General features: G+C 68.3%; 25 protein-coding genes. 21 read left to right on the forward strand and 4 right to left on the reverse strand.

From position 1 onward, the window contains the following. Window positions 1–124: 124 nt before the first annotated feature. From AC57B8_RS02165 to AC57B8_RS02210, 10 genes are all read left to right on the forward strand, one after another. Complete coding sequence (locus AC57B8_RS02165) at window positions 125–1,783, forward strand: ShlB/FhaC/HecB family hemolysin secretion/activation protein (protein WP_496478521.1); 1,659 nt, start codon at window positions 125–127, stop codon at window positions 1,781–1,783. An 80-nt stretch (window positions 1,784–1,863) separates the two neighbouring features. Next, window positions 1,864–3,672, forward strand: a complete 1,809-nt coding sequence (locus AC57B8_RS02170; RefSeq protein ID WP_496478522.1) for a DUF2341 domain-containing protein — start codon at window positions 1,864–1,866, stop codon at window positions 3,670–3,672. A gap of 12 nt (window positions 3,673–3,684) precedes the next feature. Then, window positions 3,685–4,098, forward strand: coding sequence for an ExbD/TolR family protein (locus AC57B8_RS02175; protein WP_062474100.1), 414 nt, complete (start codon window positions 3,685–3,687; stop codon window positions 4,096–4,098). Window positions 4,099–4,108: 10 nt separating this feature from the next. Next, window positions 4,109–4,852, forward strand: coding sequence for an energy transducer TonB (locus AC57B8_RS02180; RefSeq protein ID WP_496478523.1), 744 nt, complete (start codon window positions 4,109–4,111; stop codon window positions 4,850–4,852). Continuing rightward, window positions 4,849–6,708 (forward strand): putative porin, encoded by a 1,860-nt coding sequence (locus AC57B8_RS02185; protein WP_496478524.1) that lies wholly within the window; start codon window positions 4,849–4,851, stop codon window positions 6,706–6,708. The genes AC57B8_RS02180 and AC57B8_RS02185 overlap by 4 nt, the downstream gene beginning before the upstream one ends. Before the next feature lie 13 nt (window positions 6,709–6,721). Then, complete coding sequence (locus AC57B8_RS02190) at window positions 6,722–7,447, forward strand: hypothetical protein (protein ID WP_496478525.1); 726 nt, start codon at window positions 6,722–6,724, stop codon at window positions 7,445–7,447. Next, the gene (locus AC57B8_RS02195; RefSeq protein WP_496478526.1) at window positions 7,444–8,391 is read left to right on the forward strand and encodes a peptidylprolyl isomerase; all 948 of its coding nucleotides are present in this window, start codon (window positions 7,444–7,446) and stop codon (window positions 8,389–8,391) included. The genes AC57B8_RS02190 and AC57B8_RS02195 overlap by 4 nt, the downstream gene beginning before the upstream one ends. 36 nt (window positions 8,392–8,427) lie before the next feature. Continuing rightward, on the forward strand, window positions 8,428–8,976 hold the full coding sequence (locus AC57B8_RS02200) for a YbjN domain-containing protein (RefSeq protein ID WP_496478527.1): 549 nt from the start codon (window positions 8,428–8,430) through the stop codon (window positions 8,974–8,976). Between the two features lie 11 nt (window positions 8,977–8,987). Then, window positions 8,988–9,272, forward strand: coding sequence for a hypothetical protein (locus AC57B8_RS02205; RefSeq protein WP_496478528.1), 285 nt, complete (start codon window positions 8,988–8,990; stop codon window positions 9,270–9,272). 68 nt (window positions 9,273–9,340) lie between these two features. Further along, a complete protein-coding gene (locus AC57B8_RS02210; protein ID WP_496478529.1) occupies window positions 9,341–10,357 on the forward strand; it encodes a phosphotransferase enzyme family protein in 1,017 nt (338 codons plus the stop codon). A 9-nt stretch (window positions 10,358–10,366) separates the two neighbouring features. On the opposite strand, the gene AC57B8_RS02215 is transcribed toward AC57B8_RS02210, so the two are convergent. After that, on the reverse strand, window positions 10,367–11,053 hold the full coding sequence (locus tag AC57B8_RS02215) for a class I SAM-dependent methyltransferase (protein ID WP_095947042.1): 687 nt from the start codon (window positions 11,051–11,053) through the stop codon (window positions 10,367–10,369). A gap of 108 nt (window positions 11,054–11,161) precedes the next feature. Between AC57B8_RS02215 and AC57B8_RS02220 the strand changes: the two genes are divergently transcribed. The 4 genes from AC57B8_RS02220 to AC57B8_RS02235 all read left to right on the forward strand — a co-directional run bounded on the left by AC57B8_RS02220 (window position 11,162) and on the right by AC57B8_RS02235 (window position 13,181). Then, window positions 11,162–11,464, forward strand: a complete 303-nt coding sequence (locus AC57B8_RS02220; RefSeq protein ID WP_070061191.1) for a DUF3658 domain-containing protein — start codon at window positions 11,162–11,164, stop codon at window positions 11,462–11,464. 401 nt (window positions 11,465–11,865) lie between these two features. Then, window positions 11,866–12,111: a cytoplasmic protein gene (locus AC57B8_RS02225; protein WP_070061189.1), complete on the forward strand. Its 246-nt coding sequence runs from the start codon at window positions 11,866–11,868 to the stop codon at window positions 12,109–12,111. Between the two features lie 45 nt (window positions 12,112–12,156). Next, entirely contained in the window at window positions 12,157–12,648 is a 492-nt protein-coding gene (locus tag AC57B8_RS02230; RefSeq protein WP_496478530.1) for a GNAT family N-acetyltransferase, read from the forward strand. Continuing rightward, window positions 12,645–13,181, forward strand: coding sequence for a shikimate kinase (locus AC57B8_RS02235; protein WP_496478531.1), 537 nt, complete (start codon window positions 12,645–12,647; stop codon window positions 13,179–13,181). Before AC57B8_RS02230 ends, AC57B8_RS02235 begins: the two co-directional genes overlap by 4 nt. 47 nt (window positions 13,182–13,228) lie before the next feature. On the opposite strand, the gene AC57B8_RS02240 is transcribed toward AC57B8_RS02235, so the two are convergent. Beyond that, the gene (locus AC57B8_RS02240) at window positions 13,229–14,428 is read right to left on the reverse strand and encodes an MFS transporter (protein WP_496478532.1); all 1,200 of its coding nucleotides are present in this window, start codon (window positions 14,426–14,428) and stop codon (window positions 13,229–13,231) included. Window positions 14,429–14,838: 410 nt separating this feature from the next. Here AC57B8_RS02240 and AC57B8_RS02245 point away from each other — a divergent pair, with 410 nt between their 5' ends. Beyond that, window positions 14,839–16,248: a DUF2130 domain-containing protein gene (locus tag AC57B8_RS02245; protein ID WP_495267761.1), complete on the forward strand. Its 1,410-nt coding sequence runs from the start codon at window positions 14,839–14,841 to the stop codon at window positions 16,246–16,248. A gap of 25 nt (window positions 16,249–16,273) precedes the next feature. Then, entirely contained in the window at window positions 16,274–16,681 is a 408-nt protein-coding gene (locus AC57B8_RS02250; RefSeq protein ID WP_492740922.1) for a GNAT family N-acetyltransferase, read from the forward strand. A gap of 18 nt (window positions 16,682–16,699) precedes the next feature. On the opposite strand, the gene AC57B8_RS02255 is transcribed toward AC57B8_RS02250, so the two are convergent. Beyond that, window positions 16,700–17,224, reverse strand: coding sequence for an Lrp/AsnC family transcriptional regulator (locus AC57B8_RS02255; RefSeq protein ID WP_062474115.1), 525 nt, complete (start codon window positions 17,222–17,224; stop codon window positions 16,700–16,702). A gap of 92 nt (window positions 17,225–17,316) precedes the next feature. Between AC57B8_RS02255 and AC57B8_RS02260 the strand changes: the two genes are divergently transcribed. Continuing rightward, window positions 17,317–20,925 (forward strand): indolepyruvate ferredoxin oxidoreductase family protein, encoded by a 3,609-nt coding sequence (locus AC57B8_RS02260; protein ID WP_496478533.1) that lies wholly within the window; start codon window positions 17,317–17,319, stop codon window positions 20,923–20,925. Between the two features lie 86 nt (window positions 20,926–21,011). Next, window positions 21,012–21,368, forward strand: coding sequence for a hypothetical protein (locus tag AC57B8_RS02265; protein WP_496478534.1), 357 nt, complete (start codon window positions 21,012–21,014; stop codon window positions 21,366–21,368). Here AC57B8_RS02265 and AC57B8_RS02270 read toward each other — a convergent pair. Beyond that, window positions 21,346–22,302, reverse strand: a complete 957-nt coding sequence (locus AC57B8_RS02270; RefSeq protein WP_496478535.1) for a LysR family transcriptional regulator — start codon at window positions 22,300–22,302, stop codon at window positions 21,346–21,348. The two genes, AC57B8_RS02265 and AC57B8_RS02270, sit on opposite strands and share 23 nt — an antisense overlap. 134 nt (window positions 22,303–22,436) lie before the next feature. Here AC57B8_RS02270 and AC57B8_RS02275 point away from each other — a divergent pair, with 134 nt between their 5' ends. The 3 genes from AC57B8_RS02275 to AC57B8_RS02285 all read left to right on the forward strand — a co-directional run bounded on the left by AC57B8_RS02275 (window position 22,437) and on the right by AC57B8_RS02285 (window position 25,950). Next, window positions 22,437–23,678 (forward strand): metal-dependent hydrolase family protein, encoded by a 1,242-nt coding sequence (locus tag AC57B8_RS02275; protein ID WP_496478536.1) that lies wholly within the window; start codon window positions 22,437–22,439, stop codon window positions 23,676–23,678. Between the two features lie 65 nt (window positions 23,679–23,743). Beyond that, the gene (locus AC57B8_RS02280) at window positions 23,744–24,934 is read left to right on the forward strand and encodes a M24 family metallopeptidase (RefSeq protein ID WP_496478537.1); all 1,191 of its coding nucleotides are present in this window, start codon (window positions 23,744–23,746) and stop codon (window positions 24,932–24,934) included. 41 nt (window positions 24,935–24,975) lie between these two features. Next, the gene (locus AC57B8_RS02285; protein WP_496478538.1) at window positions 24,976–25,950 is read left to right on the forward strand and encodes a Bug family tripartite tricarboxylate transporter substrate binding protein; all 975 of its coding nucleotides are present in this window, start codon (window positions 24,976–24,978) and stop codon (window positions 25,948–25,950) included.

Consider the following 25,950-nt stretch of genomic DNA (forward strand, 5'->3'; position numbering starts at 1 on the left):
AACGACAGTCGCCGCGCACGCCGTGCGTCTAGGTATCGGTACGCAGCAGCGACATGAAGGCTCTCCACCATGAGCCGCTGCCACGCGAGCTTCATCCTTGAGAACCGAGCTGTAAATGCATGACATGAAGAAGAACGCCCCACCGACCTGCTGGAGAGCGGTGTGGCTGGCGGTGATGGCGATCGGTGCCCCGGCGGCAGCGTTCGCACAAGCACCTGCCGCTGTCTCCACGCCGGCCGCGACCTCGGCCACCCCACCGGCCGCGGGCGCGCCCGCCGCCACCGAACCGGCCCGCAAGGTCGACATCGCCGAGTACATCGTGCGCGGCAACACCGTGCTCGACGCCCGCGCCATCGAGAAGGCGGTCACGCCCTTTCTCGGTCCCGAGCGCACGCTCAAGGACGTGGAGGGTGCGCGCGACGCGCTGCTCGCGGCCTACCAGGCGGCGGGCTACCAGTCGGTGTACGTCGACCTGCCCGAACAGCAGGTCACGCAGGGCGTGGTGTTCCTGCAGGTCAACGAGACCCGCGTGGGCCGCGTGCGCGTGGTGGGCGCCGAGTACAACTCGCCGCTCGACGTGCGCGACCAGGTGCCGGCGCTGAAGGAGGGCGGCGTGCCCGACTTCAACAAGGCCCAGGCCGAGCTCACCGCGCTCAACCGCAGCCCCAAGCGCCAGGTGATGCCGCTGGTGCGCCCCGGCACCATGCCGGGCACGATGGACGTCGACCTGAAGGTCGAGGACCAGAGCCCGTGGCGCGCCAGCGTGGGCCTGAACAACGACTACAGCGCCGACACGCGCAAGCTGCGCGCCAGCGCCTCGCTGGGCCACGACAACCTCTGGCAGATGGGCCACAGCGCCTCCATCAGCTTCTTCGGCGCGCCGCAGGACCTGAACCAGACGCAGGTGTTCTCGGCCTCGTACAACGCGCCGCTCAAGGGCACGAACTGGAGCCTGGAAGCCAACGCCTTCGTCTCCGACAGCAACGTCGCCACCGTGGGCGGCACCACCGTGCTGGGCAAGGGCCACTCGATCGGCCTGAAGGCCACCTACACCGTGCCCAACACCGGCAACTGGTGGCATGCCTTCAGCGTGGGCGTCGACTTCAAGAACAACAAGGAAGCGCTGACGCTCAAGGGCAGCGGCGACACCGTGCCGCTCAAGTATGCGCCGATCACGCTGTCGTACTCGGGCTTCCGCCAGACCGACAAGAGCCAGTACGGCGTGGGCGTGTCGCTGGTGGCGGGCACCAGCAGCTCGTTCAAGTACGGCAGCGACTGGGCGGCCTTCGACTACAAGCGCTACAAGGCCTCGCCCAGCTTCATGGTGCTCAAGACCGACCTCAACGGCGCGCACAGCTTCGAGGGCGGCACGCAGGTGGCCTTCCGCGTCAACGCGCAGATGACCGATTCGCCGCTCGTCTCGAGCGAGCAGATCGCCGCGGGCGGCATGAACTCGGTGCGCGGCTACCTCTCGGCCGAGGCCACCGGCGACTACGGCGTGGTCGGCTCGGTCGAGCTGCGCAGCAAGCCGCTCGCCTTCCTGGGCAGCACCGTCGAGAACTGGCGCGTATACGCCTTTGCCGACGCCGCGCGGCTGCGCCTGAAGAGCCCGCTGCCCGAGCAGGCCGAGCGCTTCTCGCTGTATTCGGTGGGCGTGGGCACGACCTTCAAGGTGGGCACGTATTTCTCGGGCCGCGTCGACATCGGCTATCCGCTGGTCGACGGCCCGCGCACCAGGAAGCACGACACGCAGGTGAATTTCAGCATCACCGCGAGCTACTGACCGAACGAACGACCGACGGCAACAGCCATTCCTCTTTTCGATTTTTTTCTCATTCCACGAGCTTTCCGGAGAACCCTGTCATGCGACGACTTCTTTTCATCGCGCTCACGCTGCTGAGCACGCTTCTGCCGGGCCTGGCCCATGCCTGGTGGCAGGCCGAGTGGGCCTACCGCAAACCCGTCACCATCGACGGCGGCCCGCAGGCCGGCGCCATCGGCAGCGATGCCGGCCGCGTGCCGGTGCTGGTGCGCCTGCACACGGGCAACTTCAAGTTCGAGGGCGTGAGCGAGACCGGCGCCGACCTGCGCTTTGTCGCGGGCGACGACAAGACCGTGCTCAACCACCAGATCGAGCAGTTCGATCCGCTGCTGGGCATCGCGCTGATCTGGGTCGACGTGCCCAACGTCTCGGCCGGCACGCCGCAAAAGCTGTGGATGTACTACGGCAACCCCAAGGCCCCGGCCTCGGGCAACGGCCAGCGCAGCTTCGACCCCGACTACACGCTGGTCTACCACTTCGCCGAAGGCGCGGTGCCGCCGCGCGACACCACCGCCTACGGCAACAACGGCCAGACCGCGGCAGTGCCCGTCGAAGGCACGGTCATCGGCAAGGGCGCCCAGCTCGGCAACGGCGCGCTGATGCTGCCCGCCACGCCCTCGCTGGCCGTGACGGCCGGCGGCACGCTGACCTTCTCGGCCTGGATCAAGCCCGATTCGCTCGGTGCACGCCAGGCGATCTATGCGCGCCGCGACGGCGCCGGCGAACTCGTGGTCGGCATCGACCAGGGCGTGCCCTTCGTGCAGGTGAACGGCCAGCGCAGCACGCCCGGCCAGCCGGTGCAGGCCGGCCAGTGGGCGCACCTGGCGGTGAAGGCCGAGGGCGACAGCGTCGCGCTGTACGTGGGCGGCCGTCCGGCCGTGTCGCTGGCCGCGAAGCTGCCCGCGCTGAACACCGCGGCCGCGCTCGGCGCCGATGCACCGGCTGCCGCATCCGCTGCACCGGGCGCTGCACCCGTCGCCGGCTTCGCCCCGTTCACCGGCGCGATCGACGAAGTGCGCCTGTCGAAGGTCGCACGCCCCGACGCGCTGCTGCTGGCCGATGCCGTGTCGCAAGGCGCCGAGTCGCGCCTGGCCGCTTTCGGTCCCGACGAGCAGCAGGCCGGCAAGAGCCACTTCGGCTTCATCCTGGCCGCGATGCCGCTGGACGCGTGGATCGTGGTCGGCCTGCTGGGCCTGATGATGGCGCTGTCGTGGGCCATCATGATCGGCAAGGGCCGCAACTTCGGCGCCACCTCGCGCGCCAACGCCACCTTCATCGAGCACTTCCGCGAAGCCGCGGGCGCACCGCTGGACCGCCTGGCCACCAACAACACGGTGCCGCAGGAAGTGCGTGCCGATTCCTCGCTGTGGCGCCTGTACGAAGTGGCCATCGAGGAGATGCGCCGCCGCCATGACCGCGGCTACGACCTGAACGCCGTGTCGGCCTCCACCATCGGCGCCATCCGCGCCGCGATGGACGGCGTGATGGTGCGCGAGACCGAGCGCATGTCCAAGCGCATGAACTGGCTGTCGACCACCATCGAAGGCGCGCCGTACGTGGGCCTGTTCGGCACCGTGATCGGCATCATGCTGGTGTTCGTGGTGGCGGCCATGGCCGGCGCCGTGGACATCAACTCGGTGGCGCCCGGCATGGCCGCCGCGCTGCTGTGTACCGCTGCCGGCCTGGGCGTCGCGATCCCCGCGCTGTTCGGCTACAACTGGCTGGCCTCGCGCTCGGACGCCATCGGCGCCGACATGGCCGTGTTCGTCGACGAGTTCGTCACGCGCCTGGCCGAAGAGCAGGGCGAGGGCCGCTCGCTGCCGGTGGCCGTGCAGGCGCGCCGCGCCTGAGGACCGCGCACCATGGCAAACACAGCCGCGAAGTTCGCCGTGCGCAAGCGCACGGGCGGCATCAACATCACGCCCTTCGTCGACGTGCTGCTGGTGGTGCTGGTGATCTTCATCCTCACCAGCAACGCCAGCATCCCGGGCATCAAGGTCGACCTGCCCAAGGCCAGCGCCTCGGTGGCGCTGGAAAAGCCCAAGACCAAGGCCATCACGATCGACAACGCGGGCAACGTGTTCCTGGACGCCTACCCGGTCACGCTGCCCGAGCTCGAGGAGCGCCTGCGCACCGAGAAGGCGCTGTCGCCCGACTTTCCCGTGATCGTGCGCGGCGATGCCAGCGTGCAGTACGCGAAGGTGGTCGACGTGCTCGACCTGCTGCGCCGCATCGAGCTGAACCAGATCGGCCTCGTGACCGGCAAGCAGAAGTGAGGACCGGAGCGTGAACCCTCGCGACCCGATTTCTTCTGCCTTGCCTGCGCCGCGCTCCAGTGGTGCAGGTGGAACGGCCGCGCTGTGGCGCCGCTGGGGCGGGGTGGTCATCGGCCTGGCGATCGTCGTGGCGCTGGCGCTGCTCGTGTGGCGGCTCCTGTCCGACACCGCGAGCCAGAAGCGCGTGGTGGCCGACGCGCCCACGCTGATGCTGCCGCCGCCCCCGCCACCGCCGCCCGAACCCGAGAAGCTGCCCGAGCCCGAGCCGGAAAAGATCAAGCCCGAAGTGGTCGAGCCCGAGCCCAAGCCGGTCGAGCCGCTGGAAGCGCCGAAGGACGACGCGCCGCCCAGCCCCTCGAAGGACCTGGGCGACCCGGTGACCATGGACAGCGCCGGCCAGGCCGGCAACGACGCCTTCGGCATCCAGGCCGGCAGCGGCGGCGGCATGAGCGGCACCGGCGCCGGCGGCGGCCTGGGCAGCGGCTCGTACGCGCGCTACGTGTCGAGCATGTTGCAGCAGGCGCTGTCGCGCGACCCGCGCACGCGCCAGCTGGTGTTCGACGACATCCAGATCGACCTGTGGCTCGGCGCCGACGGCAAGACCACGCGCGCCCAGCTGGTGCGCGGCACCGGCACCGAGGACATCGACGAGGCCGTGCTGGCGCTGGTGCGCGGGCTCGATCGCGTCGACGAACGTCCGCCGGCCTCGATGCGCTTTCCGATGCGCGTGTCGATGAAAGGCCGCCGGCCATGACTTTCCACACTTGTACGGCCGACGCCCGGCCCGACTCCTTTCCTCCAGTGAACGAAGCGATGAACACCCTGCACAACACCCTCCCGCGCCGGGGCGCGATGCCGGCCCTGCGCCAGTGCGCGCTCGCGGCGGCCGTGGCCTCCGCCTTCGTGCTGTCGGCCGGCACCGCCACGGCCCAGACCGCCGCCGCGCCCGCGGGCGAATCCGCCATGGTCAAGCTGATCCGTGGCCTCATCCAGAGCGGCACGCTCGCCAAGGACGTGGGCGAAGCGCTGCTGGCCCAGGCCCAGACCGAGGCCATCGCCGCGCAGCAGGCACAGCGCCAGGCGGCCGTGTCGGCCACCGCCGCATCGGCCACCGTCGCGGGCGGCATGCGCCTCGAAGCGGGCGACGTGCGCGTGCCCTACATTTCGCAGACCGTGCGCGACCAGATCCGCGACGAGGTCAAGGCGCAGGTCATGGCCCAGGCCAAGGACGAAGGCTGGGCCGCGCCCAACGAGACGCCCGAGTGGAGCAAGCGCATCCGCTTCGAAGGCGACGTGCGCGTGCGCAACGAATCGCGCAGCTACGCCGGCAACAACAGCGACATCGAGATCAACTGGCCCTCGCTCAACCAGGGCAGCGGCTACGACGTCAACCCGAACACCAACCTGTCGCTGCCGTCGATCCTGAACACGCGCCAGGACCGCCGCAACCTGTTCCGCGCCCGCGCCCGCGTGGGCCTGCTGGCCGACCTGTCGGAGAACACCAAGGCCGGCGTGCGCCTGGCCTCAGGCAGCGACGAGAGCCCCGTCTCGACCACCACCACGCTGGGCGGCGGCCTGGGCAAGAAGAGCGTGTGGCTCGACCAGATGTGGATCTCGCACAAGCCGACCGACTGGCTCACCGTGACCGGCGGTCGGTTTGCCAACCCCTTCATGTCGACCGACCTGCTGTACTCCAGCGACCTGAACTTCGACGGCATTGCCGCGCAGTTCGACAAGAAGCTCGCTGCGAACCGCGACCTCTCTCTCTTCGGCACCTTGGGCCTCATCCCGCTCGAGTACTCCGCGGACGGTTCGCCCACGCGCAGCCAGCGCAAGATGAAGAGCGAGAACAAGTGGCTGCTTGGCGCGCAGGTGGGCGCCGACTGGAAGATCAACGAAGACAACCGCGTGCGCGGCGCGCTGGCGTACTACAACTTCCGCAACGTCAGCGGCCAGGTCTCCGAGCCCTGCGCGCTGTACGCGGGCGCCGACGGCTGCAGCACCGACTGGTCGCGCCCGGCCTTCATGCAGAAGGGCAACACGCTCATGCTGCTGCGCGACATCTCGCTCGACCCGCTCAACCCGGCCGGCACGCCGCAGCCGCAGTACGTGGGCCTGGCCTCGAAGTTCCGCCTGATCGACCTGAACCTGCGCTGGGACACCCAGGTGGCCGGCAACAACCTGCGCCTGGACGCCAACTTCGTGCGCAACACCGCCTACGACGCCAACGACATCTGGAAGCGCGGCGGCATCCGCGGCGCCATCGTCAACAACTTCGGCCCGACCGGCGGCACCACCCAGTCCGACTTCAAGAGCGGCGGCAACGCCTACATGCTGCAGGCCACCTACGGCAAGCCGGCACCGGCCGCGCGCGGCGACTGGAACGTGCTCGCGGGCTACAAGCGCATCGAGCCCGACGCCATGCCCGACGGCTACAACGATTCGAGCTTCCACGGCGGCGGCACCAATGCGCGCGGCTACTTCCTGGGCGGCTCGTACGCGATCGACAAGAACATGTGGTTCACCGGCCGCTGGATCTCGACCAAGGAGGTCTACGGCCCGCCGCTGTCGATCGACACCCTGCAGCTCGAATTCAATGCGCGTTTCTAAGAAGGAGTCCGCCGTGTCCCGAACGATCTTCCCGGCGCTGGCCCTGGCCGCGCTGGCCGCCACGGCCGGCGTCGCGCAGGCCCAGCAGCCGCAGGGCCAGAGCATGGAGGAGCGGCTGCGTGCGCAGCTGCGCACCACCACCACCCAGCTGCAGCAGGCGCAGAACGAGCTGGCCGCACTCAAGGCCGGCCAGCCCGCGGGCAAGGCGCCTGCGGCACCCGGCGCGGCGCCCCCCGCGTCCGAGCTCGAGACGCTGAAGAAGGAACTGGCCGCCAGCCAGGCCCAGCTCGCGTCCGAGCGCCACGCGCGCGGCCAGGCCAGCGCCGGCAACGCGCAGCTGCGCGAGCAGGCCCAGGCCGCCAGCGAGAAGGCGGGCGCGCAGATCGCGCAGTACCGCGGCGCCTACGACGAGCTGCTGAAGATGGCGCGCGCCTCCGAGGCCGAGCGCCAGCGCCTGGCCGGCGAGGCTGCGCTGCAGCGCACCGCGCTCACGCAGTGCGAGGCGAAGAACACGCAGCTGTATGCCGTCGGGCAGGAAGTGCTGCGCGCCTACGAAACCATGGACGTGGGCAGCGTGCTCGCCTCGCGCCAGCCCTTCGCGGCGCAAAGCCGCGTCAAGTACGAACAGATCGCGCAGCAGTACGGCGACAAGCTCTACGAGAGCCGCTTCGACGTGCGCGCCGTGAGCGCGCCGGCGCCTGCGGCTGCTGCATCCGCCACGGAAGGAAAGCCCCAATGAACCCCGCACAAGCCACCCCCGCAGCCGGGCTCGGCCGCCGCCTGCGCGCGGCAGCCGGCGTGCTGCTCGTCTCGTCGGTCGGCGTGGCCGCCGCGCAGCAGCCCGCCGCGCCCGGCCCCGCCGTCGTCGCGCGCATCGGCGAAGTGACCATCGGCCAGGACGAGATCGAGAAACTGCTGCAGACCCTGCCCGAGACCGAACGCGCGGCCGTCAAGGCCGACCGCGCGAGCCTCGACGGCTGGCTGCGCCAACGCCTCGTGAGCGAAGCGCTGCTGCGCGACGCCCGCGCCAAGGGCTGGGCCGACCGGCCCGACGTGAAGGCGAAGATCGACGCCGCCACGCGCGAGATCACCGCGCGCATCGTCGCCACCAGCTACCTCGAATCCGTGAGCCAGGTGCCCGCGGGCTTCCCCTCGGACGCCGAGGTGAAGGCTGCCTACGACCAGGGCAAGACCGGCTTCAACCTGCCGGCCGCCTACCGCGTGGCGCAGATCTACCTGGCCACGCCCGAGCGCGACCCGGCCGCCATCGCCAAGGTGCGCGACGAAGCCAACCGCCTCGCCAAGCAGGCACGCGGTGGCGACTTCGCCGCCGTGGCGCGCGCCAGCTCGCAGGACCGCCGCAGCGCCGAGCGCGGCGGCGAGGTCGACACGCTGCCGCTCGCGCGCATCCTGCCCGAACTGCGCGACACCGTGGCCAAGCTCAAGCAGGGCCAGGTCAGCGAACCGGTGCAGGCCGAGGCCGGCTTTCACATCGTCAAGCTGCTCGACACCCAGCCCGCGCGCACCGCCACCCTCGAGGAAATGAAGCCGCAACTGCAGGCCGCGCTGCGCCAACAACGGCAGCAGCAGCTGGTGCAGGCCTACATGGCCCAGCTGGCGCCGCCGGCGCAACTGAGCATCGACAGCGCCGCGCTCGACGCCGCGCTCAAGAAAACCAACTGAACCCGTTTCCCCCTTTTCAGAAAGAAGAACCACACCATGAACACCACCGCCACGACCCCGCAAGCCGACGACCAGGCCGCCACGCCGGTGCCTTTCGACATGCTCGACGCCGTCACGCCCGACCAGGTGTCGGACGCCATCAAGGCCGCCGGCGGCGCCGTCACCGCCATCGAACAGGATGGCGTGGTGCGCCTGCACAGCGCCAGCCACGGCATCGGCTTCCAGGTGCTGTGGGGCAATGTCGTCACCACCACCCAGTACACCGACTTCACCCTGAGCTGCCCGCTGCGCGTGCAGGGCGGCACGCTGCCCGAGGCCGTGCTCGCCGCCTGGCACCGCAGCAAGCGCTTTGCGCGCGTGGCGCAGCACGGCGATTTCGTCGTGCTCGAGATGGACGTGGTCGTGGCCGGCGGCGTCAGCCCCGCCTACCTGGCCTTCGCCGTGCGCCTGTGGATGCAGATGATGGGCGAGTTCTTCCTGCACCTGCGCAACTACGGCCCCGCTGCCGAGACGCGCGGCGATGCGGCGAATGCCGACGCTGCTGCTGCCACCGCCGCCGTCCAGGGTGTGCCCGCCGCCGCGTGATGCCACTGCCCATGCGCGCCGCATCCGGCCTGTCCGTGGACGACCACCACCATCCCTCGCACGACTCGCCCACGGGCCGCGCCATCCAGGCCGCGGCGCGCCAGGCCCAACGCGCGCGCCGCGCCGAAACCGTGCGGCTGCGCCAGCGCGCCGCGCTGCTCGAGCTGCTGGTGCAGACCATGGCGGAGCTGCACATCTCGATGGCCGAGCTCAATGCGGCGCGCAAGGCGCTGGCGCCTGCGTGGCGGCAGGTGGGGGACGGGGGCGGCTCGCTCGATCGCGATCTGGAGCGTTGACGCCATGCGGCGAGGCGGCGCAGGGTAGGGCAGAATCGCGCGCCCCACGCTCCCGAAAGGCCGCACCCGTGACGACGCCCGCCCGCTCTGCCCAGATCGCACAGACCACGCCCACGGGCGCCGCCATCGCAGAGAAGGTGGCGCAAGCCTACGACTTCGGCGAGGTCCGGTCGTGCGAGCTGCTGCGGCGCAGCTTCAACCATGTCTACGGCCTGCAGTTTGCCGACGGCCGCCACGCCGTCGCGCGCCTGAGCGCCGACCGCCCGCGCGGCGCCCCCAACATCGGCTACGAAACGGCGCTGCTCGTGCACCTGAAGGCCAGGGGCGTGCCGGTGGCCGGCGCGCTGGCGGCACGCGATGGCGCACATGCTGTCGCGATGGACCTGCCCGAGGGCGAGCGTCCGTTGATCCTGTTCGAGCATCTCGACGGCGACGTGCCCGGCGACGTGCTGCCCGACGTCGAAGCCACCGGCCGCGGCCTGGCACTGCTGCACGAAGCCGCGCAGGACTACCACGGCCCCGCCAGCCGCTACACCCTGGAACTGCCCGACCTGCTGCACGCGTCGCTGGAGCGCCTGCACGCCGCGCCCACCATGACCGACGCGCTGCGCCCGGAGTTCAGCGCCATCGCGCGCGCGCTCGAAGCCCGCATCGCCGCGATGCCGGCCCTGACGCGCGTTCACGGGCACGGCGATTGCCATGGCATGAACAACTTCGTGACGGAGGGTCTGGACGGCGTGCGCGTCGCCTCGTTCTTCGACTTCGACGACGCAGGTCCCGGTTGGCTGGCCTACGACCTGTGCGTGTACCTGTGGGCGATGCACCCGCGCACCGTGGGCGGATCGCTCGACGCGACGTCGCTGGCGCGTTGGCGCAGCTACATGGCGGGCTACCGCAGCGCGTGCCCGTTGCCCTCGGCGGATGTCGACGCCGTCGCCGCCTTCATGGCGGTGCGGCAGTTCTGGCTCATGGGCGAACACGCGGGCCGCATCGCGGTGTGGGGCACGCAGTCGATGCCGACGAGCTGGCTGCGCACGCAGGTGAAGATGTTGACGGGGTGGGCGGAGTTGCAGACGCCCGAGTGAGGATTCGGCTCAGGCTTGCGCGACCCAGCCTCTGAATGCCATGCCCGCATAGAACAAGCGGACGTTGGTGAAACCCGTCTCTTCCAGCAGTGCCTCTTCCTGCGCCGGGCTGAGCAGCGTCAGCGTGGAATCGATCGCGGAGGCCGCCTTGCGTGCGTTGTCCGGATCGACACCGGAAGCCGCTGCGAAAGCGACATAACGCGAGAGCCACAACTCCCGTTCTCCATCGGTCGCTTGGGGAAAACTGAGATGCGCCATGACGAACGGCGCACCGGGCTTCAGGCGGCGACGAATTTCCATCAGCGTCGACTTGCGTTCATCGAGCGTCAGGAAGTGCATCGTCAACAAGCAGGTCGCTGCATCGAAAGGTCCTTCGGGTGCGGTGTCGGTGTAGCCGTGGTGCAGCGTGACCCGTTCGGCGAGCGGGCCGAGCGTTTCCGCGGCGAGGTCGAGCATGGGTTGCGACGGATCGACGCCGACGAAATGCCATCGGGGATGCGCCTGCGCGAGCACCTTCAACTCCATGCCACCACCGGCGCCGATGACCAGCACGTGGGCCGCATCCGGCGCGCGTTCGGCGACGAGCAGGGCTGCCATCGTCTGCAGGTCGTGCAGGCCTGGCACCAGGCGGGCGGCTTTCTCGGCGTAGTTGTTGGTGGTGGACGACGTGCTGAAGGCGGGCGTGGGTTGGAGCATGGGGACAGTCTATGTGGGCATTGCATGCCTCGCAGGTGCAAGGTATTCGGCAGAATCTGGCCGGAAGCGGATGTCCACCCGGGGCACGCCTCATGGGGTTTCAGAACAATGACTGACAACGACACTTTCGACACCGAACTCTCACCCGCCGAGCGTGAGCAGGTAGCCAGGCTGCCTGAGTCGGACCTGGCGCTCATCGACGCGGCGCTTCTTTCGCAAGTGACCGGCCAATGGCGCAAGGTGGCGCGCGTGGTTGGCATGGCGATGCTGTCGATGCCCGATCACACGGAGAACGTTCCCGATGCGTTCTTCGCGAGACGGGTTGCCTTGCTTGTCGAGTCCGGGCGGTTGGAGTCGCAGGGCGACCTTCGACGCATGCGGTTCAGCGAGGTGCGGTGGAGATCGGCCTGACGGCAGAATGCCGCCAAGAGTGGTCCGGAACAACTTCCCCTTCATCACAACGGGAGCAGGAGCTGATGGCAAGCCGCATCATGTATATCGAAGCGAAGACAGGCGGCCTGACGGGGCCGGCTCGCATTGGGCGAGTCACGTGCTCCAAGTCCGGGGCCACGCTGTACTACGCAGGGAAGTCCTTCCGCAGCCTGAAGGGGGACGGTTTCAAGTCGAACTATTTCGACGTTGAGACCGGCGAGCACTATTGGATTTCAGGGCCTCGACGCGATGGGAGAGATGCCCTCTACGCGACGCATGTTCGGCCCATCGTAGACGCAGACGTTCAGGACGAGTACTGGACGAAGGTTCGCGGTGTGGCGAAGTTGCCCCATGGCGAACGATAGGGCCAGGAGCCAACCGTGGACATCATTTCTGCGCACGCTTTCAGCAGCAACCACAGAGAGCAGATCGAGACGAGCGAGGTCTGCGGCTGCTTCTATTGCTTCGCAAAGTTCTCGCCAGTGGAGATCGTTGAATGGACCGATCAAGGTTCGACCGCGCTGTGCCCGAGATGCGCCATCGACTCGGTCATCGGCGCTGCGTCGGGGGTTCCCTTGTCCGATGAGTTCTTGCGGCAGATGCATGCCCATTGGTTCGACGCGTAGTCAATTTCGGTCAGAAGCGGACTTCTCCTGAAGCAGACTTCATTCATGAAGACAACTGGCATGCCCGCCCCGTCCCTCCAGGTTCGACGCGCGACATTCGACGACGCCGCCCGCATCGATGCGCTCTACGGCCAACTGGTCGCAGACACGGCGCGCTGCGTGCTGCCCGAACGCCTTCAGGCGTTGTCCGAAGACCCGAGGACGGCGCTTCTTGTTGCGGAGATCGATGGCCAGGTGTGCGCCACGGTGCTGGTCTCGCTGTGCGAGGACGTGATGTACAAGCGGCAGCCGTTCGCTGTCGTGGAGAACGTTGTCGTCGACGCGGCCGCTCGCAACCGAGGGGTGGGGGCCGCGCTGATGCGGGAGGTCGAGGCGTTCTGTGCGGCGAGCGATTGCTCGAAGATCATGTTGCTGAGTTCGGTGGAGCGTGAGGATGCCCATCGGTTCTTCGAGCTGCGGCTTCGATGCCTCGATCAAGCGTGGGCTCGTCAAATATCGACGGTCCTTTGCTTGAAGAGCGACCTCGGGGGCGCATGACAACGATCCTTCATCTCATCGGACCCGGCGGGGCGGGGAAAACCACGGTGGGTCCGTATCTGGCTCGCCGACTGGGCTGGGCGTTCGTCGATCTCGACCAGCACTTCATGTCCCGCGAAGGGAACATCGACGCCGTCATCGAGGCGTCTGGCTACTTGGGCTATGCGAGGCGGAACGTGGCCGTCTATCGGGAGGTTCGATCTGCGTTGACCCGTCCCACCGTTCTCGCGCTTTCGTCCGGATTCCTCACGTATCCGGAAGACGTGGAGGAGGGGTATCCCACGTTGCGTTGCGCCATCGAAACCGATGCGCTGACCTCGCTGCTGCTGCCAGCCTTCGAGCTCGAGGCATGCGTGGAGGCGATCGTGCAACGCCAGCTTTCGCGGCCGTATTTGCGCGGTGACAGCGCGAGCGAGGAGCGGCGGATACGGGAGCGATTCCCAAAGTTCATGGCGATGCCGTGTGCCCGTTTCGGCAGCGACGCTGCGCCGGACGACGTCGCGTCGCAGATTGAACGATTCGTGTGCAGGTGACGGACGCCGCTGCCGAAGAGAGAGCCAAGCGGCTCTCTCTTGCCGCCTCAGGCCAGCGTCGATACGCGCTCAGCGCGAGACACCCTCGCAAGCCGCCACGTCATCCCGATCCCCACAACCGTCGCGATCAACCCCACCAGGAACACGCTGGCGTGACCGTAGTGGTCGGCAATCAGCCCCGCCATCGGGCCCGTGACGCCGTACGCCAGATCCTGGAATGCCGCGAAGCCGCCGATCGCTGTTCCGCGCAGGTGGGCGGGCACGCGCTTGACGGCCTCCAGTCCCATGGCGGGGAAGACCATCGAGCATCCCATGCCGGTCAGCAGTGCGCCCACCATTGCCACGGCGGGATGGGGCGCCAGCCACAGCAGCGCTTGACCCACGGCCTCGATCGCCAGGGAGACGAGCGCCACTTTGATTCCTCCGATGCGGTCGGGCAAGCGGCCCGCCAACAGTCGTACCAGGACGAAGCCCAGGCCGAAGCACGTCAGTCCATAGCCGGCACCTTGCCAGCCATGCGCCAGGAAGTACAAGGGGAAGAACGCGCCCAAGGCCGCAAAGCCGACGCCTTGCAGGCCCACGACCGCGCCTTGCTTCCAGATGAGTCCCAGCACATCCGAGAACGGTGCGCGGCGCCCCTGTGCCGACATGGCGGGCGCGATGGACCACAGCATCGCACCGCTGACCAGCGGCAGGGCGATGCTGCCCGCCATCAGGCCGGCGAAGCCGAGCCGCTCCAGCAGCCAGAGGCCCAGCGGACCGCCCACCGCGAAAGCGCCGTACATGCCGGTGCCGACGAGCGCCATGACCTGCCCGGAACGCGCGGGGCCCATGGCCGCCATCGCCCAGCCCAGCATGCCGACGAGTGCGAAGCTTTCGCCGAGGCCCAGCACGAGACGCCCCACCAGAAGAACCAGGTACGCGCCGACGCCATGGCCCAGCACCGGCAGCGAGGACGCCCAGCACAGGAGCGATGCCGCCGCATAGAGGACAAGGCCCCGGAACATGGCGAACTTGCCGCCGCGTTCGTCAGCCAGACGGCCCGCCCAGCCGCGACTCAGGATGGTGGACAAAAAGGCAATGCCGACGCCCAGGCCAGACGCGACATTGCCCATGCCCAGCGTCTGCGACACATGGAGCGTCACGGCCGGCATCGACATGGCGACAGACAGGTAAGCGAGAAATAGCGCGAGGGTCATCCAGACCAACGTGCGCAGGGAAGAAGAGTTTGTTTGGACGTTCGTCATCGAGCGCCGCTCCTTGAGTTTTCAAAGGCGGCACCAGCCGGTCGAATGGGCGGGACGATGAGCACCGAAGCGACCAACGCACACCGCCAGTCGGCATGCGGGTGCCACTGGTGATGCGTTGGTTGACGTAAACGCTTACGGCTGGATGGAACTCTGAACAGGTCAGAGTCGATTTTTGCAGCGGAGATTCTAGCAACGTGATCGAGAACGAATCGCTCGCGCGCAGACTTCGGCCCGGTCTTCATGCGCCTGCCGCTCGCTGGCTCTCCCTGTCCGGCTACAGTCGGATGGCTCCATGTCCCTGACCCTATGAACAGCATCACTTCCCGCGATCCCGCCCGAACGGCGCGGCGCTTCGCTGCACTCCCTCTCCTGTCGACGCCCACCCTGACGGTGGAGCGCACATAGCCATGCACGAAATCATCTGCCCCCATTGCAGCAAGGCATTCAAGATCGACGAAGCCGGCTACGCGGACATCCTGAAGCAGGTGCGCGACGGCGATTTCGAGAAGCAGCTGCACGAGCGGCTGGAACTGGCCGAGCGCGACAAGCGCGCCGCCGTCGAACTCGCACAGACCCGGGCCGCCGGCGAACTGCAGAAGGCCGCCGCCGCCAAGGACGGCGAGATCCAGGAACTCAAGGCGAAGCTCGAGGCCGGCGATGTCGCGCGCAAGCTCGCCGTGAGCGAGGCCCTGGGCGCCGTGGAACGGGAGCGCGACGCGCTCGCGAACGAGCTCGAAAAGGCCAAGCAGGACAAGCTGGCCGCCACCGCGCTCGCCGAAGCAAGGCACGTGGGCGAACTGCAGAAGAGCGCCGCCGCGAAGGACGTGGAAATCCAGGAACTGAAGGCCCGGCTCGATGCCATCGAGGTGGCGAAGAAGCTCGCGATCAGTGAGGCCGTCAGCGTGGTCGAGAAGGAGCGGGACCAGTGGAAGAGCGGCCTCGAGCGGGCGGAGCTCGAGAAGCAGCTCGCCGAGAAGTCGCTCAAGGACAAGTACGAGACGCAGATCAAGGACCGCGACGACGCGATCGAGCGGCTGCGGGACATGAAGGCGCGCCTGTCGACCAAGATGGTGGGCGAGACCCTGGAGCAGCACTGCGAGACCGAGTTCAACCGCATCCGGTCGATGGCGTTTCCCCGCGCCTACTTCGAGAAGGACAACGACGCGCGCACGGGCAGCAAGGGCGACTACATCTTCCGCGACGCGGACGAGGCCGGCACCGAGATCGTCTCGATCATGTTCGAGATGAAGAACGAGAACGATCGCACCGCCACGAAGAACAGGAACGAAGACTTCCTGAAGGAACTCGACAAGGACCGCATCGAGAAAGGGTGCGAGTACGCGGTGCTGGTGTCGCTGCTCGAGCCCGACAACGAGCTCTACAACACCGGCATCGTCGATGTGTTCCATCGCTACCCGAAGATGTATGTCGTGCGGCCGCAGTTCTTTTTGCCGATCATCACGCTGCTGCGCAATGCGGCGATGAACTCGCTCAAGTACAAGTCGGAGCTGGCGCTGGTCAAGGCGCAGAACATCGACATCACGAAGTTCGAGACCGAGCTGGAGACCTTCAAGGCCGCCTTCGGCAGGAACTACGACCTGGCCCACGGCCACTTCCAGAAGGCGATCGCGGAGATCGACAAGTCGATCGACCACCTGCAGAAGACGAAGGAAGCGCTGCTCGGCACCGACCGCAACCTGCGCCTTGCGAACGACAAGGCGCAGGACGTGACGATCAAGAAGCTGACGCGCGGCAACCCGACGATGGCGGCCAAGTTCGCCGAACTGAAGAAGCTCGGGTCTTCCGAGACGGAATGAGCCTGGGAGCTACGCAAAGAAATTCATGAACAACATCACCATCGACTACCGCCAGGACGTTCCCCTGGACCCGGCCGACGTCGCCCGCGTCTTCGACCGCTCCGGCATCAAGCGCCCCACGAACGATCTCGCCCGCATTGCGCGGATGTTCGCCGCGCCCAGCCTCCTGCTGTCGGCCTGGGTCGACAACGAACTGGTGGGGCTGTCGCGGTCCCTGACCGACCATGCGTACTGCTGCTACCTGTCGGACCTGGCGGTGGACAAGAAGTACCAGGGCCATGGCATCGGCCGGGAGCTCGTCCAGCGCACGCAGGCGATCATCGGCGATGAGGTGTCGCTGATCCTGCTCTCGGCACCCGACGCGATGTCTTACTACCCGACGCTCGGCTTCGAGCTGGCGCAGAACGCGTACGTCATCCGGCGCAAGCGCTAGAGGCCACTGCGCCACGCCTCACGGCGACCGCCGTGACCCCGCCAGCCCGGCCTTCGCGTCCAGCAGGTGCCCGAGCGGCAGCGCCGTTTCCGACTTGATCTCGCGCAGCACGATGCTCGAGCGCACGTGCGTCACGCCGGGCAGGCTGAACAGCACCTCGTGCAGGAAGCGCTCGTAGTGCTTCATGTCGGGCACGGTCACGTTGAGGATGTAGTCCGCGGGCCCGGTGGCCGACACGCAGCGGATAATCTGCGGGCTCGCAGCCACGGCTTCTTCGAAGCGCTGCACCATCGCCTCGCTGTGGCGGTCGAGGTTCACCTCGGCCACGGCCGACACGTGCAGGCCCACGTGCTCGGGGTCTACGAGCGCGGTGTAGCCGCGGATGACGCCGGCCGCCTCCATGTCCTTGATGCGCTTCCAGCAGGGCGTGGGGGACAGGCCCACGGCCTCGGAAATCTGCTGCACGGTCTGCCGGCCGTCATGCTGCAGTGCAGAAAGAATCTTGAGGCAATGCTCATCAAGAGAAACAGAACCGACGTTCATCGTGATTTTTGAGTGAATTCTTCTTCAAACAAGGGTCTGCGCCAGTGTATTGAAGAAACACTTACTTGGGGGGCCGCAGAACAATTCCGGGCATGAACGCCCCACTTGAAGCGACCGCACTCCGACGGCCCGACTACCAACTTTCCGACAACCTCTGGGCCGATGCCGGCTCGGTCTTCCTCACCGGCACGCAGGCGCTGATCCGCATCCTGGCGATGCAGGGCCAGCGCGACGCGGCACGCGGCCTGCACACGCAGGGCTTCGTGAGTGGCTACCGCGGCTCGCCGCTGGGCATGGTCGACCAGGCCATCTGGAAGGCCGGCGAGCGCTTCAAGAAGACCGGCATCCGCTTCGTGCCCGCCGTGAACGAGGAGCTGGCCGCCACGCAGGTGCTGGGCACGCAGCGTGTCGAATCCGACCCCGAGCGCACCGTCGATGGCGTGTACGCCATGTGGTACGGCAAGGGCCCGGGCGTGGACCGCGCGGGCGATGCGCTCAAGCACGGCAATGCGTATGGCTCGTCGCCGCACGGCGGTGTGCTGGTGGTGGCGGGCGACGACCACGGCTGCGTGTCGTCGTCGATGCCGCACCAGAGCGACCACGCCTTCATGGCCTGGCGCATGCCCGTGATGCAGCCCGCCAGCGTGGCCGAGTACCTGGAGTTCGGCCTGTACGGCTACGAGCTGTCGCGCTATTCGGGCGCGTGGGTCGGCATGGCGGCGCTGTCCGAGATCGTCGAGAGCGCGGGCACGGTGGACCTCGATGCGGTGAATGCGCGCGTGGCCGCCTGGGAAGACGCCGATGCCGTGCGCGCCGCCACCGGCCACGCGGCACCGCCCGACGGGCTGCACTACCGCTGGCCCGACCTGCCGTCGCTGCGCATCGAGTCGCGGCTGGAAGACAAGCTCGCGGCCGTGGCCGCCTTCACCCAACGCAACAGCATCGACCGCCACGTCATCGTGAGCCCGCATGCCAAGGTGGGCATCGTCACCTGCGGCAAGGCGCACCACGACCTGATGGAGGTGCTGCGCCGGCTCGAGCTTTCGCCCGATCAGCTCGCGCGCGCCGGTGTGCGGCTGTACAAGGTGGGCCTGAGCTTTCCGGTCGAGCAGACGCGCCTCAAGGAATTCGCGCGCGGGCTCGGCGAGATCCTCATCGTGGAAGAGAAGGGCGCGGTGGTCGAGACGCAGCTGCGCGACATCTTCTACAACGCACCGCCCGATGCGCGCCCCGTGCTCGTGGGCAAGCACGACCATGCGGGCCAGCCGCTGGTGTCGGCGCTCGGCGAGCTGCGGCCTTCGCGCCTCATCGAGCTGGTCGCGCACTGGCTGGCCGCGCACTTTCCCGAGAACCACGACCTGGGCGATCACCTGCAGCATGTGCGCGACTTCACGCCGCCCGAGCTGCTGGCCAATGCGAGCGATGCGGTCAAGCGCCTGCCGTACTTCTGCGCCGGCTGTCCGCACAACACCAGCACCAAGGTGCCCGAAGGCTCGACCGCGCGCGCGGGCATCGGCTGCCATTTCATGGCCAACTGGATGGACCGCAGCACGGCGGGCCTGATCCAGATGGGCGGCGAGGGCGTCGACTGGATCTCGCACGCCATGTTCACGAAGACGCCGCACGTGTTCCAGAACCTGGGCGACGGCACCTACTACCACTCGGGCTACCTCGCGATCCGCCAGGCCGTGGCGGCCAAGGCCACGCTCACCTACAAGATCCTGTTCAACGATGCGGTCGCGATGACCGGCGGCCAGCCGGTCGACGGTGTCATCAGCGTGGACGCCATTGCGCGGCAGGTGGAGTCGGAAGGCGTCACCAAGGTGGTGGTCGTGAGCGATGCCATCCATCACTACGACGCCATCAAGAACAAGTTTCCGGCGGGCACCGAGTTCCACGACCGCGCCGCGCTCGACGAGGTGCAGCGCCGCCTGCGCGAGATGCCCGGCGTGACCGTGCTCATCTACGAGCAGACCTGCGCCGCAGAGAAACGTCGCCGCCGCAAGAAGGGCGAGCTGGCCGATCCGCCCAAACGCCTGTTCATCAACGAGGCCGTGTGCGAAGGCTGCGGCGACTGCACCGTGCAGAGCAACTGCGTGGCCGTGCTCCCGCACGAGACGCAGATGGGCCGCAAGCGCAAGATCGACCAGACCAGCTGCAACAAGGACTACTCCTGCGCCAAGGGCTTCTGCCCCAGCTTCGTGGGCGTCACTGGCGGCAAGCTGCGCCGCAAGAGCGGGGCGCTCGCGGCCGGGCGCGATGCCTTCCTGCACCGCGTGGGCGCGCTCGCGCATCCCGCGCCGCATGCATGGACTGGCCCCTACGACCTGCTCGTGACCGGTGTGGGCGGCACTGGCGTGGTGACGGTGGGCGCGGTCATCGCGATGGCCGCGCACCTCGAGGCCAAGTCGGCCAGCGTGCTCGACTTCATGGGCTTCGCGCAGAAGGGCGGTTCGGTGCTGAGCTTCGTGCGGCTGGCCGACACGCCCGAGCGGCTGAACCAGGTGCGCATCGACACGCAGCAGGCCGACGCCATCCTCGCGTGCGACGTGGTGGTGGGCGCCTCGGCCGACGCGCTGCAGACCGTGCGGCACGGGCGCACGCGCGTGCTCGCCAACATCCACGAGATTCCGGTGGCCGAGTCGCTGCGCAACCCCGATGCCGACCTGCATGTCGACCTGCTGCTGGAGAAGATGCGCTTCGTCGCGGGCGAGGAGCAGGTCGAGACCTTCGATGCGCAGAGCCTGGCCGAGGAGTTCCTGGGCGACACGCTGGCCGCGAACATCGTCGCGACCGGCTACGCGTGGCAGCGCGGCCTCGTGCCGCTGAGCCTCGAGGCGCTCATGCACGCGATCGAACTCAACGGCGTGGCCGTGGCGGCCAACCAGTCGGCGTTCTCGCTCGGGCGGCTCGCGGCCGGCGACCCCGCGGCGCTCGACCAGCTGCGCGCGGCACCGGTCGAGGCGGCGGCGCACCAGGTCGACGACCGCCCGCTGGAAACGCTGCTCGCCGATGCGCGCCGCCATCTCACCGGCTACCAGAGCGCCGCGTGGGCTGCGCGCTTCGAGCAGCGCATCCGCGCACTGCAGGCGGTCGAGTCCGCACTGCCGGGCGGCGACGCGAGCCTGCCTTTCACGCGCAACGCGGCGCGCAGCCTCTTGAAGCTCATGAGCTACAAGGACGAGTACGAGGTCGCGCGCCTGTACACCGACGGTGCGTTCCTGCAGAAGCTGAAGGGCCAGTTCGAAGGCGACCTGAAGCTCGAGTTCCACATGGCGCCGCCACTGCTCTCGCGCCCCGCGCACGGACAGGCACCCGCCAAGGTGCGCCTCGGTGCATGGATGCTGCCGGCCATGAAGTGGCTGGCCCACGGCAAGCGCCTGCGCGGCACGCCCTTCGACCTGTTCGGCCACACGGCGGAGCGCCGCACCGAGCGCGCGTTGATCGATCACTTCGACCGCCTGCTGCAGGAGATGGCCACCGCGCTGACCCCCGACAACCAGCCGACCGCCGCGCGCATCGCGGCGCTGCCGCTGTCGGTGCGCGGCTTCGGCCATGTGAAGCTGGCGAACCTGGATTCGGCGCGCTTGCGCGAGGCCGAGCTGCTGCACCGCTTTGCGCCATCGCGCTACGCGAAGCCGGTGGACGCGCCCGGCGCCGGGCAGATTCGGGGCATCGCCATCGTGGCGAGCGCGCGGTAGCGGGCGCGGGTGGCGAGCGTGAGTTGCTCGGCTACGATCCTTGCCGAAGCACTCACGCCCGCCACACCCCGACGATCACAGGACCCATGCGCGCTTTTCTCTACTACGCCCTGATGCTCCTGCTCGGATGTGCCTGGTACCGGTACGGACAGAAGCTGCTGCGCAAGGGCTATCGCGATGAGAAGGGTGAACTCACCCAGGGGCTCGTAGGGCCCGTCGGATTCCTCATGGCCGGTGGCGTGACCTGCTACCTCTTCTTCGCCATGCTGCGCGCCCTGGTCCGGGGCGAGGTGCCCTGCGTCGGAAAGGGCTGCGTGGGGCAGGTCTACACGCTGGCGGCGCATGCGGGCGATTACTGGGCCAACATGTTCTTCTTGGCGTGGTGCGTCCTGGGCCTGGGCTATGCGATGTACGTGACGCTCAGGATCTGGTTCCGGGCTTAGCGCGCGCAGTGCGCGCAGTCGGCTCCCGCGCCAGCATATCGACGACCAAAGCAATGAACCACTGGTGCAGCGCCGAGGTCTCGTGCCGCTCGTGCCAGACCAGTTCGACAGTGCGCGGCGGCGCCGCCAGCGGTGGGGCCACGCGCTTCAGGCCCGTCATGCGCATCGTCTCCAGGCCCTCGGACCAGGGCAGCACGGCGAGCAGGTCGGAGCGGCGCACGGCCTCGTAGGCGGCGGAGTAGTGACTCACCGTGCTGACGAGGTTGCGCTGCAGGCCCCGGCTTTGCAGCACGCGGTCGTAGATGCCGCCGACACGGCCCGCCAGGCTCACATCGAGGTGGCGGGCGGCCAGGAATTTCTTCAGCGGAATCTTGTCCAGCTTCGCCAGCGGGTGGTCGTTGCGCATGAAGCAGGCGAAGTCCACCGACCACAGCCGGCGTGAGCGCATGAAGCCCGGGCGCTGCACGTCGTCGTTGTAGGCGCCAATGGCGAAGTCGGCCCGGTTGTCGTCCAGCGACTGCCCGAAGTCCACGACCGTGCCGGGGTGGGTGTGCAAGCACATGCCCGGCGCGAGCTCGCCGAGCCGCTCGAGCAGGCGGGGGGCGACGATGCAGGCCACGTAGTCGGTCATCGAGACCGTCAGGCGTGCGTCGCTTTGCGAGGCATCGAAGCTCTCGCCCTCGAGCGTGCCCCGGATGGTGCGCAGCGACCGCGCCAGCGGCGCCCACAACTCCGTGGCGCGCCGCGTCGGGCGGATGCCCGCGCCGTTGCGCACGAACAAGGGGTCGCCGTAGGTCTCGCGCAGCCGGCGCAACGCGTTGCTGACCGTGGGCTGCGTCAGCGACAGCTTGGACGCGGCGCGCGTCACGTTGCCTTCGTTCATGAGGGCTTCGAAGACCTTCAGCAGGTTGAGATCGGCGTTGCGGTAGTTCATGGGCAGGGGAGGCTGAAACCATTCACACGGTCAATGGAGTGGATTCAGCATATAAATTTTTCGGAATTGTGACGCGATCCTACGATCCCGTCATTCCTCACCGCCCATGCCCTCGGAACCCGGCAAACAGACCCATGACTCAGATCCTCGTCAAGAACGCCCGCCTGCTCGATCCGCTGAAGCCCGAGCTGCAGGACCGCCACGACATCCTGATCGAGGGCGACACCATCCGTGAGGTGTCCGACCGGCCGATCGTGGCGCGCGATGCGCGGGTCATCGACGCCGCAGGCAAGACCGTGATGCCCGGCCTGATCGACCTGCATGTGCACGTGGTGGCCGTCGACCTGAACCTGCAGCGCCAGGCGCTGATGCCCAACGTGCTGGCGACGCTGCGCAGTCTGCCGATCCTGCGCGGCATGCTGCGCCGCGGCTTCACCACCGTGCGCGACGCCGCCGGCGCGGGCGATGCGTTCAAGCACGCGGTGCAGTCGGGGCTGGCGCAGGGGCCGCGCCTGTTCGTCTCGGGTCGCGCACTGAGCCAGACCGGCGGCCATGGCGACGGCCGCGCGCGCTCCGACTATCTGGTGGCCAACGCCGTGTGCCCCAACTGCGCCCGTGTGGGCATGCTGGCCCGCGTGGCCGACGGCGTGGATGCCGTGCGCAAGGCCGTGCGCGAAGAACTGCAGATGGGCGCGGACCAGATCAAGATCATGGCAGGCGGCGGCGTGGCGTCGCCTACCGACCCGGTCGATGCGCTGGGCTACAGCGAAGACGAGATCCGCGCCATCGTCGGCGAAGCGGCGGCCCGCAACACCTACGTGCTGGCCCACGCCTACACCCCGGCCGCAATCCAGCGCGTGGTGCGCTGCGGCGTGCGCACGATCGAGCACGGCAACCTGGTCGATGCACCCACCGCCGCGCTCATGGCCGCGCACGGCGCCTATGTGGTGCCCACGCTGGTGACCTACGACGCGCTCGCCAACGAAGGCGCGGTCCTGGGGCTGCCGCCCGCCAGCGTGGCCAAGGTGGAAGACGTGCGCGGCGCCGGGCTGCGCTCGCTCGAGATCTACAAAGCGGCCGGCGTGAAGATGGGCTTCGGCACCGACCTGCTGGGCGAGTCGCATCGGCTGCAAAGCGACGAGTTCCGCCTGCGTGCCCAGGTGCTGTCGCCGGCCGAGATCATCGCCAGCGCCACGCTGATCGGCGCCGAGGTGCTGGGAATGAGCGACCGGCTCGGCCGGCTGATCCCGGGCGCGCTGGCCGACCTGTTGCTGGTCGATGGCGACCCGATGCGCAACCTCGATTGCCTGTTGGGGCAGGGCGAGCGCATTCCCCTGGTGATGAAAGCCGGCGTGGTCGAGTTCGACGCGCTGTAGCCCGTACCCCCGAGCTGTTCAGACAACCTGCCGGATGCCTCCGGCCCTCTTCAAGGAAACGACACATGCCCAAGCTGACGCAAGCCGTCTGGCGGTACCGCCACGACCAGATGGTCCGGTTGATGGACGAACTCGCCGTCGATGCGCTGGTGTTCACCACCGCCGATTTCTTTCAGTTCGCCACCAACTTCCACACCGACGTGCAGCCCTGGGAGCGGCCGATCTTCGCGGTGGTGCCGCGCCAGGGCGAGGGCTTCCTGGTCATGAACGAGCTGTCGACGAACCACATGCGCTTCTCGATGGAGGCGCACAAGGTGTGGATCACGGACGTGATGTTCTATGCCGAGCATCCGATGGTGAGCAACCGCCTGCCGCTCGTGTCGCAGCTTCCCGAGATCCTCGCCGAGCGCCTGAGCCGCGCCGGCCTGCGCCGCTCGCGCATTGCGCTGGATGCCGGCAGCGGCGTGATGGCGGCCGTGCAGCGCCTGCTGCCCGACCTGAACGTGCGCGTCGCCACCGCGGAAGTGCGCAGCCTGCGCTGGCAGAAGCACGCCGAGGAACTGGCCGTCATGCAGGCCATGGCCGGGCTGACGGACTGGCTGCAGGACCGTTACCGCGAAGCGATCAAGCCCGGCCGCCTGGTGCAGGAGATGGACTGCGCGATGGCCAGCCTGTTCGTGCAGGAGGCCGCCGAGCGCTTCCCCGGCGAGCAGTTCGAGGTCGTGCGCTGCTGGACGCTCAGTGGCCCGGCGTCGGCCTCGCCGCACGGCGACGGTGCCTCCTGCGGCGCGCGCATCCGTGAAGGCGACGTGCTGGTGAACATCGTCATTCCCCGCCTCAACGGCCTGACGATCGAGAACGAGCGCACCTGGTTCTGCGGACGTCCCGACGAGCAGAAGAAGACACTGTGGACAGCCGCCCGCGACGCGACCGATGCGGCCATCGGCGCGGCCGTGACAGGCCGGCCCGTGTGCGCGATCGATGCCGCGGCGCAGGCGGTGATCGAACGCGCCGGCTTTGCCGACTGCATCCGTCACCGCACGGGCCACGCCATCGGCATCGTGCACCACGAGTACCCGGAGGACATGGCCTTCAGCCAGCGTCCGCTGCGCGACAACGAGGTCTATTCGGCCGAGCCCGGCCTGTACGTCTACGGCGTGGGGGGCTTTCGAATCGACGACACGGTCGTGGTGGGCGCGACGCCGCGTGTGCTCACCGCCACGCCCAAGTCGCTCGACTACGCCACCGTCGGTTGATACCGCTCACACCTTTCGCAACCACCGACCTTGACTTCATCATGACCACCCGTCGCACCATGCTTTCCGCGTTGGCCGTTGCAGCCTCGCTGCTCGCCGCACCCGCCTTCGCGCAGGGCTTTCCCTCCAAGCCGATCAAGGTCGTGGTCCCGCAGCCGGCCGGCTCAGGGCCGGACACCTTGGCGCGCACGCTGGCCGATGTGCTCGCCAAGAGCATCGGGCAAAGCGTCGTGGTGGAGAACCGGCCCGGCGCCAACGGCACGCTGGCTGCGGCCTATGTGCTCTCGCAACCCGCGGACGGCTACACGCTGTTCCTGGCCGGCGTCTCGAACATGTCGTGGAACCCGCACCTGTACAAGTCGCTGGGGCACCAGCCGGCGCGCGACTTCACCGGCGTCGCTGTCATCGCCAACACCCCGTTCGTGACCGTCGTCGCACCGAGCCTGGGCGTGAAGACATTGCCCGACCTCATCAAGATGGCCAAGGCCGAGCCGCAGCGGCTCAGCTTTGCATCGGCTGGCATCGGCAACTCCACCCATCTCGCGAGCGAGCTGCTGAAGTCGCGCACCGGCATCCAGATGCAGCACGTGCCCATCAGCGGCGCGGGTGGCCCCAACGCGCTGACCAGCGTGATGGCGGGCGACACGCCGGTGATGACGACCGTCCCCGTCGGCGTCGTGCCGCTGGTCAAGAGCGGCAAGCTGGTGCCATTGGCCGTGACCGGTGAGCGGCGGCTGGCGCAGCTGCCCGACGTGCCCACGTTCAAGGAGCTGGGCATCGACATGGAGGTGCCCGGCTGGTACTCCCTGGTGGCGCGCGCAGGCGCACCCGGCGACGCGGTCGCGCGGCTCAACGCCGAGATCAACAAGGCCCTGGACACACCTGAGATGAAGGAACGCCTGGCCGGCCAGATGCTGATCGGCGTCAAGTCGACCCCGGCCGATGTCTTGAAGTTCACGCAGCGCGAGTCGGCCGCCTGGGGGCCCATCATCGATCGGCTGGGCATTGCGCAGTGA

Source organism: Variovorax sp. BGA-UO-ETr-C22 (assembly GCF_059567965.1).